11 protein-coding genes are annotated in these 12,856 nt (G+C 61.6%); 8 read left to right on the forward strand and 3 right to left on the reverse strand.

Going from position 1 to position 12,856, the window contains the following annotated elements:
• Positions 1-4: 4 nt before the first annotated feature.
• The 8 genes from ACYZTY_RS14695 (at position 5) to ACYZTY_RS14730 (ending at position 11,651) form a co-directional block, all read left to right on the forward strand.
• Complete coding sequence (locus ACYZTY_RS14695; protein ID WP_461959121.1) at positions 5-949, forward strand: DUF58 domain-containing protein; 945 nt, start codon at positions 5-7, stop codon at positions 947-949.
• Entirely contained in the window at positions 946-1,440 is a 495-nt protein-coding gene (locus tag ACYZTY_RS14700) for a DUF4381 domain-containing protein (RefSeq protein ID WP_461959122.1), read from the forward strand. Before ACYZTY_RS14695 ends, ACYZTY_RS14700 begins: the two co-directional genes overlap by 4 nt.
• Entirely contained in the window at positions 1,433-2,512 is a 1,080-nt protein-coding gene (locus ACYZTY_RS14705) for a vWA domain-containing protein (protein WP_461959123.1), read from the forward strand. Before ACYZTY_RS14700 ends, ACYZTY_RS14705 begins: the two co-directional genes overlap by 8 nt.
• Positions 2,509-4,245, forward strand: coding sequence for a tetratricopeptide repeat protein (locus tag ACYZTY_RS14710; RefSeq protein ID WP_461959124.1), 1,737 nt, complete (start codon positions 2,509-2,511; stop codon positions 4,243-4,245). The genes ACYZTY_RS14705 and ACYZTY_RS14710 overlap by 4 nt, the downstream gene beginning before the upstream one ends.
• Complete coding sequence (locus ACYZTY_RS14715; RefSeq protein ID WP_461959125.1) at positions 4,242-5,882, forward strand: BatD family protein; 1,641 nt, start codon at positions 4,242-4,244, stop codon at positions 5,880-5,882. The genes ACYZTY_RS14710 and ACYZTY_RS14715 overlap by 4 nt, the downstream gene beginning before the upstream one ends.
• 293 nt (positions 5,883-6,175) lie before the next feature.
• Complete coding sequence (locus ACYZTY_RS14720; protein ID WP_461959126.1) at positions 6,176-7,420, forward strand: exonuclease SbcCD subunit D C-terminal domain-containing protein; 1,245 nt, start codon at positions 6,176-6,178, stop codon at positions 7,418-7,420.
• A complete protein-coding gene (locus ACYZTY_RS14725; RefSeq protein ID WP_461959127.1) occupies positions 7,417-11,058 on the forward strand; it encodes an AAA family ATPase in 3,642 nt (1,213 codons plus the stop codon). Before ACYZTY_RS14720 ends, ACYZTY_RS14725 begins: the two co-directional genes overlap by 4 nt.
• Positions 11,055-11,651 (forward strand): glutathione S-transferase, encoded by a 597-nt coding sequence (locus tag ACYZTY_RS14730; protein WP_461959128.1) that lies wholly within the window; start codon positions 11,055-11,057, stop codon positions 11,649-11,651. The genes ACYZTY_RS14725 and ACYZTY_RS14730 overlap by 4 nt, the downstream gene beginning before the upstream one ends.
• A 108-nt stretch (positions 11,652-11,759) precedes the next feature.
• On the opposite strand, the gene ACYZTY_RS14735 is transcribed toward ACYZTY_RS14730, so the two are convergent.
• From ACYZTY_RS14735 to ACYZTY_RS14745, 3 genes are all read right to left on the reverse strand, one after another.
• The gene (locus tag ACYZTY_RS14735) at positions 11,760-12,017 is read right to left on the reverse strand and encodes a hypothetical protein (RefSeq protein WP_461959129.1); all 258 of its coding nucleotides are present in this window, start codon (positions 12,015-12,017) and stop codon (positions 11,760-11,762) included.
• Positions 12,014-12,226 (reverse strand): hypothetical protein, encoded by a 213-nt coding sequence (locus ACYZTY_RS14740; RefSeq protein WP_461959130.1) that lies wholly within the window; start codon positions 12,224-12,226, stop codon positions 12,014-12,016. Before ACYZTY_RS14740 ends, ACYZTY_RS14735 begins: the two co-directional genes overlap by 4 nt.
• Before the next feature lie 450 nt (positions 12,227-12,676).
• Positions 12,677-12,856, reverse strand: coding sequence for a hypothetical protein (locus tag ACYZTY_RS14745; RefSeq protein ID WP_010459844.1), 180 nt, complete (start codon positions 12,854-12,856; stop codon positions 12,677-12,679).

Here is a 12,856-nt window from a genome sequence, read left to right on the forward strand (position 1 = left end):
CCCGATGAACGCCCTCCTGCCGCCCGAGCCGGGCATCCGTGTCAGCCTCGCCGAGCTGATCGAGATGCGCCATCGCGTGCGTGAAGTGCAGCTGTTTTCCACGCCGAGCCAGCGCAGTCCGTTGATCGGCCTGCACCACTCCAAACTGCGCGGGCGCGGGGTGGACTTCGATCAGGTGCGGGTCTATCAGGCTGGCGATGACGTGCGAAGCATTGACTGGCGCGTCACCGCCCGCACCCAGGAACCGCACACAAAGCTGTTTCACGAAGAACGCGAGCGGCCGATTTTCATCATGGTCGAGCAAAGCCGCCGGCTGTTCTTCGGCTCCGGTCTGATGTTCAAATCGGTACTCGCCGCCCAGGCTGCGAGCCTGATTGGCTGGGCGGCCCTGGGCCATAACGACCGGGTCGGCGGCTTGGTGTTCGGCGACAACGAGCACTACGAGATCAAACCCCGGCGCAGCAAACAAAGCTTGCTGCAACTGCTCAACCGTCTGGTACGGGTGAATCAGTCGCTGCACGCCGAAAGCGAACAGAACCGCGACTCACTCAACATGGCGTTGCGCCGTGCACGGGAAGTGCTGCGCCCCGGCAGTCTGGTGATCGTGATCTGTGATGAACGCGCCTTGACCGAAGGTTCCGAACAGCAGCTGAGCCTGTTGTCGCGCCATTGCGATTTGTTGTTGCTGCCGCTGTCCGATCCGCTGGATCACGCCCTGCCCGCCGCCGGGCTTCTGCGCTTCGCTGAGCGCGGCGCGCAATTGGAACTCGACACGCTGAATTTTGACCTGCGCCAGACTTACCGCGCCCAGGCCGAAGCGCGTATCGCCCGCTGGGAACTGCTCGCGCAAAAGCTGCGCGTATTGCTGATGCCGCTGAGCACCCAGAGCGAGATGGTCGAGCAGTTGCGCGAGTATCTGAACCCACAGAAACCGGGGAAAGGTCGATGAGCAGCCTCGATCAACTGCAACCGCTGATCTCCCCGCCTCCCATCGAGTTCTGGCCACCGGCGCCCGGCTGGTGGCTGTTGCTGTTGTTGCTGCCGCTGATCGGTTTCGGGCTGTGGAAGGCGCGGCGATTCATTCCGAACAAACGCCCTATCGTGCGCGCCGAACAACCGCTGGACCCGGTGCGTATCGCCGCACTCGCCGAACTGGCGCGGTTGCCAAAACCCTACGACGGCGCACCGGCCGGCGCCTGGTTGCAGCAACTCAACGGCTTGCTCAAGCGCCTGTGCCGCAACCATTACCCCTACAGCCAGAGCCATACCCTCAACGGGCGCAAATGGCTGGCGTTCCTCGACAACCGCTGCCCGGCCGCCGGCCTGACCCGCTGGATGGTGCTGGTCGAAGGCGCCTACAAACCCGAATGCAAACTCGACGACAAGGCCATCGCCGGCCTCACCCAGGCCGTCGATACCTGGATTCGCAAACATGTTTGAGTTCGCCTGGCCGTGGATCTTTGCCCTGCTGCCGCTGCCCTGGTTGATGCGCATCCTGCTGCCGGTGGCCGATAGCGGCGAACCGGCGCTCAAAGTCAGTTTCCTCAATGACCTCGAAGGCTTGGCCCGCCGCCGCGCGCGCGCCAACCTGCCGGCCTGGCGTCAACAAGCGCCGTTCATTCTGTTGTGGCTGTTGTTGCTGATTGCAGCGGGGCGTCCGCAATGGCTTGGCGAACCGCTGCCAATCGCTGCCAGTGGTCGCGATCTGCTGGTGGCGGTAGACGTGTCCGGCTCCATGGATTTCCCTGACATGCAGTGGCAGGACGAGGACGTCAGCCGACTGTCACTCGTTCAGCATTTGCTCGGTGATTTCCTTGAAAGTCGCGACGGTGATCGCGTCGGCCTGATCCTGTTCGGCAGCAAGGCTTACCTGCAAGCACCATTGACGTTCGACCGGCACACCGTACGGGTGTGGCTCGACGAAGCGCGAATCGGCATCGCCGGCAAGAACACCGCGATCGGCGATGCCATCGGCCTGGCCCTTAAACGGCTGCGCATGCGTCCAGCCCAGAGCCGCGTACTGATTCTGGTCACCGACGGCGCCAACAACGGCGGTGAAATCGACCCGCTCACGGCGGCGCGACTGGCGGCGAAAGAAGGCGTGAAAATCTACCCGATCGGCATTGGCGCCGACCCGGAGCAAAGTGGCACCTTGGGTTTTCTTGGAGTCAATCCGAGCCTGGACCTGGACGAACCGGCCTTGAAAGCCATCGCCCAAGCCACCGGCGGCCAGTACTTCCGCGCCCACGATGGCAAAGAGCTGCAGACGATCAAGGACACACTCGACAAACTGGAGCCGGTGACTCAGCAACCGACCCAGGCCCGCCCGGCGCAGGCGTTGTATCACTGGCCTTTGGCGATGGCGCTGCTGCTGAGCATGTTGCTGGTGGTGCGCGAGCGTTGGCCGGACAACGCGCTGCAACGGCTGTTCACCAAGGATCTGTTTTTGCAAACGCAACTGCCTGACTGGCGCCAGCGGCTTAAACGCCTGCGTCTGCGGAGGCGCCGATGACTGCGCTGTGGCCGTACTGGTTCCGCCCCTGGTGGCTGCTGTTGTTTCCGTTGCTGGGCTGGCTGCTCTGGCAACTCTGGCATCGGCAAAAACGCGCCGGGCGCTGGCAGATGATCCTGCCACCGGCCTTTCACGCCGCCTTGTTGAGCGGTGGAAACGGTCGCGACAGCAAGCTGCCGTGGGTCGTCCTCGGCGTGGCGTGGGTGCTGACCGTCCTGGCCTTGTTGGGCCCGAGCTGGGAGCGCGTCGAACAAATCAGTCAGAAACCCGCCGATCCGCTGGTGGTTGTGCTTGAGCTGACCCCGGAAATGCTCGCCACCGATGTCGCGCCGAATCGGCTCGAACAGGCCCGACGCAAACTGCTGGACCTGCTGCAAATCCGCAGCGACGCCCAGACTGCAATCGTCGTCTACGCCGGCAGCGCCCACACCCTGGTGCCGCTGTCGGATGACCTGTCGACCAGCCGCAATCTGCTGGACGCGCTCAAGCCTTCGCTGATGCCCGCGGCCGGCCATCGCGCCGATCTTGGGGTGACCAAGGCGCTGGCACTGCTGGATCAGGGTGATTTGGGTGAAGGACGGATCCTGTTGATCGGCTCAACCCTTACAGAGCTGGAACGCGAAGGCATTCGCCAGGCGCTGGACAGAAAATCGACCCAGTTCCTGATGCTCGGAATCGGCACCGCCGAAGGCGCGCCGGTCGCCCAGGAGGACGGCAGTTTCCTCAAGGACGATCAGGGCGCGATTCTGGTACCACACCTGGACAGTCCGAGCCTGAAAGCCTTTGCCAATGAACTCGGCGGGCGCTATCGCCCGGCGCGTCTGGGCGATGCCGACTTGCGCGGGCTCGGCCTGCTCGACGGTCCACGCTCGCTGCGCAATGATGGCCAGACCTTGCGTCTGGACACCTGGGCCGATCAGGGTTACTGGTTGCTGCTGCCGCTGTTGCTGCTGGCGGCGTGCGCCGGTCGCCGTGGCTGGTTGTTCTGTCTGCCTTTACTGTTTCTGCTGCCGCAACCGAGCTATGCCTTCGACTTCGAAGACTTGTGGCTGCGCCCCGATCAACGGGGCCTGCATTTACTCAGGCAAGGCCATCCGGCCAAGGCTTCGCAGCATTTTGAAGATCCGCAGTGGCAAGGCGTGGCGCTCTACGAGGCCGGCGACTACAGCGGCGCCGCCCAGCGGTTCGCCGAGGGCAACGACGCCCATGCCCACTACAATCGTGGCAACGCCCTGGCCAAAAGCGGTGAGCTGGAAGCGGCGCTCGATGCTTACGATCAGGCACTGGAGCGGCAACCGGATTTGCGCCCGGCACAGACCAACAAGGCACTGGTAGAAAATCTGCTCAAGCAGAAAAACGCACCGCCGGCTGAGCCGCAGAAATCCGCCGATGACGACGCCGAGACCAGCGCACAGGAACCGCCACCGGGTGCCGCCACGCAACCGGCGGACAATGACCACCCAAAATCCGACGCCGAGCAGACCACGCCGGACACCGGACAGCAGGCCACAACGCCGCCGAAACCGGGCACCAATGAAGTCCCGGGCAGTGAACTGGGCGATGAGCAAACCACCACGCCACCGCTGCGTCCGGCCAGCGACAATATCGATGGCGAACAGCGTCAGGCGCTGGAGCAATGGCTGCGCAAGATCCCGGATGACCCGGGTGAATTGCTCAGGCGCAAATTCTGGTACGAACAGCAACAACATCAGGATCAGGAAAAAACTCGATGACCCGCTTCACCCTTTTCATGCTCGCCCTGCTGTTCTGCACCGTTCAGGCCCAGGCAGCGGCGCTGGTCGCCAATGTGGATCGCAGTCGCCTGAGTTCCGGCGAGACGGTCGAACTGACCCTGGAATCCAACGACGTGACGCAGTTCGGCAAGCCTGACCTGACGCCGCTGGAACCGCTGTTCGAAGTGCGTGGCACCCGCCAGGTCAACCAACTGACCACCCTCAACGGTGACAATCGCGCCACCACGCGCTGGATCATCACCCTGCTGCCGAAGGAAAACGGCAGCGTGACGATTCCATCGCTGCAACTGGGCGAGGTGCAGAGCCAGCCGATCACCGTGCAAGTGGTCGAGAGCGAAACCCAGGACACCACGAACAAACTGGCCCCGGTGTTCATCGATGCCAGCCTCGACCAGTCCAGCGTGTATGTGCAGGCCCAGGCCATCCTGACCTTGCGCATCTACCATTCGGTATCGCTGTACGACGACAGCAGCCTGACTCCGTTGCAGATTCCCGATGCGCGCATCGAACAACTGGGCGAGTCGCGCACTTACGAGAAAGTCATCAACAATCTGCGTCATGGCGTGATCGAAATGCGCTATGCGATCTACCCGCAACACAGCGGCGAATTGACCATTCCGGCGCAGCTATTCAGTGCAACGCTTGTGGACGTGCAGCCCGCCCAGGACGCCGCCACCCAGGTGCCGAAATCCGGAAAACTGATGCGCGTCAGCTCGTCCCCGATTCTGCTGACGGTCAAGGCCAAACCCATTACTTACCCTGCCGACCTGCCATGGCTGCCGGCCCGCAGCCTGAGCCTGAGCGAAAGCTGGAACCCGGAGCCGGACCATGCGCAGGTGGGTGACTCGCTGACACGCAGCCTGACCTTGAAGGCCGAAGGCCTGGCCAGCTCTCAACTGCCGCCGCTGCCCGCCACCGACGCCAACGGCCTGCGGCGCTACCCGGATCAACCGGTGCTGAGCAACCAAAGTACCGAGCGCGGCTTGATCGGCAGTCGTGAAGATCGCGAAGCGCTGGTACCAGGCCGCAGTGGCGCAATCGAGCTGCCCGCGGTGGAAGTGGTCTGGTGGAACACCTTCGAAGATCACCTGGAACACAGCAGCCTGCCGGCCCGAAGCCTGCAAGTGGCGAGCAATCCGAGCATGGTGGTCGATACGCCGGCGAATACTGCGCAAGCAAATGCCGGCGTCGACAGCGAAATCCTTTGGCGCTGGAAACTCAGCACCCTGATCCTGGCCTGCACCACCCTGCTCGGCTTCGGTCTCTGGTGGCGCGGTCGCTGGCAACCGGCTGTCCTGCGTGCCACTCAGACCGGCCCGAGCCCGCGCACCGTCCTCGACGACCTCAAGCGTGCCTGTCAGGCCAACGACTCCCACGCCACCCGCCAGGCCCTCGACGCCTGGGCCCGGCAACAACCGGAAACCCTCGCCGACATGGCCGCCCGCTTCGTGCCGCTGTCCGACGCGCTGGACGGCCTGAACGGCGCGCTCTACAGCGAAACCGGGCAGCATTGGCAAGGCGAAGAATTGTGGCGGGCGATCAAGGCAATCCCGATTGCCGAGCGGGTTCAGGATCCGGTGGGGGATAGCGGCCTTCCGCCGCTTTACCCCAAATAACCCCAATCCCTGTAGGAGCCGGCTTGCTGGCGAAACGAACCTGAATCCCGCGCCGTCCTCAAGGCCGTCTTCGCGGGCAAGCCTCGCTCCTACAAGGGTTCGCGCCCCCACGGTCTTGTAGGAGCGAGGCTTGCCCGCGAAGAGGCCCTTGAGGTTGGGGCTGGATTTGAGGCAGCCATCGCTGGCGACCAGTTCCTGCGGTAGGTTTGGTGTCGCTTTACCCGTAAACTCTCTCCCCTTTCGCCGCCCTCATTTTCCACGCGGCCATTACCTTATTTCCTACGGAGTTCGCCTTGCGTCTGTTTCACACCTCCGACTGGCACCTTGGGCAGAACCTGCACGGCCAGGAACGCGATTTCGAGCACGCCTGCTTTCTTGAATGGCTGCTGCGCCAGCTGAAGCTCGACCAGCCCGATGTGCTGTTGATCGCCGGCGATATCTTCGACACGGTCAACCCGCCGGTCAAAGCCCAGGAACGCCTCTACGAATTCATCGTCAGCGCCCACGAGCAGCAACCGTTGCTGACCATCGTGATCATCGCCGGCAACCACGACTCCGGCTCTCGGATCGAACTGCCTGCGCCGTTGATGCGCCGTTTGCGCACCCACGCGCTCGGGCGTGTGCTGTGGCTGGATGACGGCCAACTGGATGCCGAACGGCTGTTGCTGCCATTGCCGGATGCCAGCGGTGAAATTGCCGGCTGGTGCCTGGCGCTGCCGTTTTTGCGGCCCGCCGAAGTGACCGGCGCGCAGTTGGGCGACAACTACCTGCGCGGCATCGGTCAGGTTCACGAATGGCTGATCGAAGCGGCCAATGCCAAACGCAAGCCTGGCCAGGCGCTGATTGCCATCAGCCATGCGCACATGGCCGGTGGCTCCGTCTCGGAAGACTCCGAGCGCAGCCTGATCATCGGCAATGCCGAAGCCCTGCCCGCCAGCCTGTTCGGGCCAAGCATCAGCTACGTCGCGCTGGGGCATTTGCACAAGCCGCAGAAGGTCAACGGTGAAGAACGCATCCGCTACAGCGGCTCGCCGATTCCGTTGTCGTTCTCCGAAATCGGTTATCAGCATCAGATTCTCGACGTCGTGCTCGACGGTGAAACCCTGGTCAGCGTCGAACCGAAACTGATTCCCCGCGCGGTCAACCTGCAACGCATCGGCCCGGCGCCCCTGGCCGAAATCCTCTTGCTGCTGGCCGAGCTGCCGAACATCGACTTGCTGGCCGACATCCAGCGCCAGCCATGGCTGGAAGTGCGTGTGCGTCTGGACGAGCCGCAACCCGATCTGCGTCATCAAGTAGAAACCGCCCTGCAAGGCAAAGCCGTGCGCCTGGTGCGCATCGCTGCCGAGTACGCCGGCAACGGCAGTCGCGAGGGCGTCGATGACGGCACCACGTTGATCGAACTGGACCAGCTCACGCCTCAGGAATTGTTCAGCCGCGCCTGGCAGGACAGCTACGGCAGCGAGGTCGATGAGCAAACGCTGAAGGACTTTGCCGAGCTGTTGCAGGACGTGCAGATGGAGAGCGAACAACCATGAAGATCCTCGCGATCCGCCTGAAAAACCTCGCCTCCCTGGCCGGGCCTTTTGAAATCGATTTCACCGCTGAGCCACTGGCGAGCGCCGGCCTGTTTGCGATCACCGGGCCGACCGGCGCCGGTAAAAGCACATTGCTCGACGCCTTGTGCCTTGCGTTGTTTGGCGCCGTACCGCGCTTGAGTAACGCTCAGGTGTCGGCCAAAGCGCCGGATGCCGACGGCGAAATCAGTACCGGCGACCCGCGCACCTTGCTGCGCCGTGGCACCGGCGAAGGCTATGCCGAAGTGGATTTCGTCGGCATCGACGGCCGCCGTTACCGCGCACGCTGGGAAGCCAATCGTGCTCGCGAAAAGGCCGGCGGCAAGCTGCAAGCCAGCCGCCAGAGTTTGCGCGACATCGATCAGGATCAACTGCTGGCCAGTCAGAAAGTCGAATTCAAAACCCAGCTCGAAGCCGTGCTGGGCCTGAACTTCGAACAGTTCACCCGCGCCGTGCTGCTGGCCCAGAGCGAGTTCAGCGCCTTCCTCAAGGCTAACGACAACGAACGCAGCGAACTGCTGGAGAAACTTACCGACACGGCGCTGTATACCCGTCTCGGTCGCCGCGCTTTCGACAAAGCCAAAGATGCCCGCGAAGCGCACAAGCTGTTGCAGGATCAAGCCACGGGCGTAACGCCGCTGTCACCCGAAGCCCGGGCCGAGCTGGATGAGCGCTTCAACGAGGCGCAACAACAACTCAAGACCCAGCAAGCGCAGCTCAAACAGCTTGAGTTGCAGCACACCTGGCTCAAGGAGCTGCGCCAGATACAAGATGACCAGCAGAGCGCCGTCGAGCAACTGAACGGCGCCCGGCAACACTGGGAAAGCCTGGCCGGCGAACGCTTGAAGCTGACGCGCCTGGAACAACTGGCCCCGCAACGCCACCAGTTCGCCCGCAAGACCGAACTCACGGCCCAGCTCACTCCGCTGGCGGCGCAGATTCAGCAGCACACCCAGCAGCAAGCCGAGCTGAACGAACGTCAGGCGCAACTCGAACAGAGTTTGACTGCTGCGCAAACTGCGCTGGTCGAAGCCCAAAGCCAACACACCACCAAAGCGCCGCTGCTAAGACAGGCTTTTGAAGCGCAAAGCACCCTCGCCCGACTGGTCAAAGACACCAGTGCGAGTGCAGACCTCAAGCAACATGCGGAACTGGCCAGCACCCAAGGGCAGAACACCATTCAAGGCCTGCTCGAACAACAAAAGCAGGTGGCTGCACGTCTGGAGCGGATTGCCGGAGAGCTTGAACAAAGCATGCACCTGGCGCCGTTGAGCGAAGCGTGGAACGCCTATCGTGATCGCCTGCAACAGCTGATGCTGATCGGTAATCGCTTGAACAAGGGCCAGGCTGAACTGGCCGCCCTGGAGCACAGCGCCGCGCGCGCGGGCGAGGAACTGACTGCTCAAAAGCAGCATCTGGAAGTGCTCTACAAAGAAGCGGGTGCCGAGCCTGAGGCCGTGGCTGAACAGATCCAACTGCTCGGCAATCTGTTGCAGGACAACCGCAAACAACTGCGAGCATTCGAAGAACTGACGCGGTTGTGGGCCAGTCAGCAGGAGATCGACAAGCGCGGCGCGGAGCTTTCGCAACGCCAGCTCAACGCCCAGCAGGAACGTGATCGCCTGACCCAGGACGGCGTGAAGACCAAGAACGACCTGGTTGTCGCCGAACAGACCCTGACCGTCACTCGCGAACTGCTGGAACGTCAGCGTCTGGCCCGTAGCGCCAGCGTCGAAGAACTGCGAGGACAGCTGCAGGACGATCAGCCATGCCCGGTCTGCGGCAGCCTCGACCATCCTTACCATCAGCCCGAAGCGTTGTTGCAAAGCCTCGGTCGCCACGATGAAAGCGAGCAGGCCAACGCACAGAAAGCGGTTGACCTGCTGAAAGAAAAACTCACCGATTTGCGTGGCGAAGTCGGCGGCTTGATCGCTCAGCAAAAAGAACTGTTGCAGCAACAGGACCAACTCGCCACCCAGCAACAAGGCCTGACACCGAGCCTCGAAGCGCATCCGTTATCGACCCAATTGCTGGCTCAGGACGCGAGCAAACGCGACAGTTGGCTGGTGCAGCAAAATAGCCAGTTGAACCAAAGCATCGCCCAGGATGAACACCGGCAAACCGCCCTGCTCACTCTGCAACACGACGCTGCTCGCCTTCAACAGCAACTGCGCAGTGCCGAAGCAGCGAGCCAGCAAGCGACTCAGCACCTGAGCAATCAGCAGCGTGAGCTGAGCAGTGATCGCCAGCGCCTGGACGAAGAGTTGGGCGCCTTCAGCACCCTGCTCCCGGCCGAGACGCTGGAGGCCTTGCGCAACGAACCTGCCGCGACCTTTATGCAGCTCGACCGGCAGATCGCCCAGCGCCTGGAGCAACTCGACCAGCAACGCGATGAGCTCGGCGAACAACAACAGCGCCAGCAGACGCTGGAAAAAGAACAGGACCGCCAACTGGCCCGCGTCCAGACGCTGGAAGCGGCTCAGCAACAGTTCACCGTCCTCGCCGAGCAACAACAGGCTTGCCAGCAACAACTGACCGAACTGCTCGGCGAACACAGCAGCGCCGAACAATGGCAGCAGCAACTCGATCACGCCGTCGAACAGGCGCGCAATGCTCAGGTAACGGCCAATCAGGAACTGCAAACCGTGCGCACGCGGTTAGTCGAATTAGCCGCCGAACTCAAAGCCAAACAGGAGCGTCTGCTGGCCCTGGAAACCGAGGACCGCGAGCTGAGCGCAAAGATTGCCGACTGGCGCGCCTTGCATCCGGAACTGGACGATGGCGGGCTGGAAGCACTGCTGAGCATCGACGATCAACAGGTCAGCGAGCTGCGGCAGCAATTGCAGCAAAGCGAAAAAGCCATCGAACAGGCCAACGTGCGCTTGCAGGAACGCGATCAGCGCCTGCTCAATCACCAGGCGCAACACAATGGCAACCTCGACGCCGAGCAACTCGCCACGGCCCTGACGGAGCTGCAAAACCTGTTCGCCGCCAGCGAACACCGTTGCGCCGAACTGCGTGCCGAACAGGCCGAGGATCAGCGTCGGCAGAACGCCAATCAGGCCCTGGCACAGCAGATCGCCGACGCCTACAGCGAATACCAGCGCTGGGCACGTTTGAATGCGTTGATCGGCTCGGCCACCGGCGACACGTTCCGCAAGATCGCTCAGGCCTACAACCTTGACTTGCTGGTGCATCACGCCAACGTGCAATTGCGGCAACTGGTGCGGCGCTATCGCCTGAAACGCGGTGGCAGCATGCTCGGGTTGTTGGTGATGGACACCGAAATGGGCGACGAGCTGCGTTCGGTGCATTCGTTGTCGGGCGGCGAGACGTTTCTGGTGTCGCTGGCCTTGGCGCTCGGCCTGGCGTCGATGGCCTCCAGCACACTGAAAATCGAATCGCTGTTCATCGACGAAGGCTTCGGCAGCCTCGATCCTGAGTCCCTGCAACTGGCCATGGATGCACTCGATGGTTTGCAAGCCCAGGGCCGCAAGGTCGCGGTGATTTCCCACGTGCAGGAAATGCATGAGCGGATTCCGGTGCAGATTCAGGTCCACCGCCAGGGCAACGGCTTGAGCACTCTGGAGGTGAAATGAGCACGCTGTACTCGTTTCGCCGCTGCCCTTATGCCATGCGAACGCGCATGGCCCTGCGGTATTCGGGCGTTGCGGTACAGATTGTCGAAGTCAGCCTGAAGGCCAAGCCCGCCGAGATGCTCGCGCTATCGGCCAAGGGCACGGTCCCGGTGTTGAGTGTCGACGGTCAGGTCATCGATGAAAGCCTGGCGGTCATGCGCTGGGCCTTGGCGCAGAACGATCCGCAGGATTGGTTGCTCAAGGATGATCCTGCTGGACAAGCGCAAATCGCCGCGCTGATTGAACAGAACGATCAGGCGTTCAAGGTGCATCTGAATCGCTACAAGTACGCCGAGCGTTACCCCGAGCAGCCGATGGAAACCTATCGCGCTGCGGGTGAGGTGTTCTTGCGCAAGCTAGATGATTTGCTGGAGGGGCGCGACTACTTGCTGGCCGAGCATCCAAGCCTGGCGGATGTGGCGTTGATGCCGTTCATACGGCAATTCGCCCATGTCGATCGCGAGTGGTTCGGGCAGACGCCTTATGTGCGGTTGCAGGTTTGGTTGCAGCGTTTTTTGGAATCAGAACTGTTCACATCAATCATGAAGAAATAATCAACCTCCTGCGCCCCGGCACATTGTAGGAGCGAGGCTTGCCCGCGAAGCTTTTAGCGGTCTTACGGGCCCCTTCGCGGGCAAGCCTCGCTCCTACAGGGGACGGTTTCAGGCGAACACTTCACACATTTCGAGTACCGAGCAATCAACCTGGAACGGTCCGAAAAAATCGTCCTGGCGTTTGATAGGCGGATTGCCTGCCAGCAGCCCCAAGGCTTTCGCCGTTTCAATGTCTCGCGCAAGGTTGTGATTGGCTTCGATGGACCGTGCGACGGAACCTGCCGAGCCCTGCCCTATCCCTAACAGGGAAGAGCCATTGGTCATGAACGCCAGGAAGGCGATGACCCAGAGTTTGCCCCCTTTCATGCCCCTTCCACTCCCGCCAAGTCTGCGTGTTCAACCATCACGCTTTGAGCGCGGTGTTCGAACTGGATGGCGGGATAAGCGACCTGAATCGGTGCGTCAAAGGTGTGTTGAAACTGAGCCGAAAGGCTGACGACCAGTACCAGGGCCACGTAAAGACCTATGGCCAGGTAGGCGCCGTATTTGGCAGAAGTGATGATTGAGCTGGCCATGGTGTTCTCCGTGGGCATGTTTCAGAGCCCACAGAATCGATCAAAAAAGCTGTGATAACCACTCAGGGTTATCCATAGTAACCATCAGCTTCGTTAATCATTAAGCCGGTCTATTTCAGTCTTCAATAAAACTCATCAAGCGTTCACGGGCCGCGTCCGGCTCGTCTGGAACGGGCTGGACAGCCGAAAGAATGGGGTGGAATAGAGAAAAAGAAGAACTACTGCCAGACGCATCGCCATGCTGTCGATCCTTGGTATTAGATAAGGAGTCAAAAACTCAGCGTCAAATCCAAGCGCGTAGCCATGTGATATCAAGCGCTTGATTAGTGGCTATGTGATGCTGTCGTAAACGCGTTATGCAGGAGCGACATCACTCAGGTTTCTCGAAGCTTTTCAGCTTGATCGGCGCAAGTGACTTCGCTCCTGCATAAAAGGTGCAGGGCTGGAATTTCAGGCTTGGGTCTTGTGATCCAGCGCCGCGTAGAAGTTGGCGCTCTGTTGCAGGTATTTCTGGGTGTAGCTCTGGGCGTGGGATTTTTTGTCGCTGATTTCAACGTTGGCGCTGGCTGGCAGAGCAACGGTGGCAGAGATGGCAGAAGCGGCGATGATGGAGAAGAGATTGAAGTTCAT

The sequence above is a fragment of the Pseudomonas sp. LB1P83 genome, assembly GCF_054897885.1.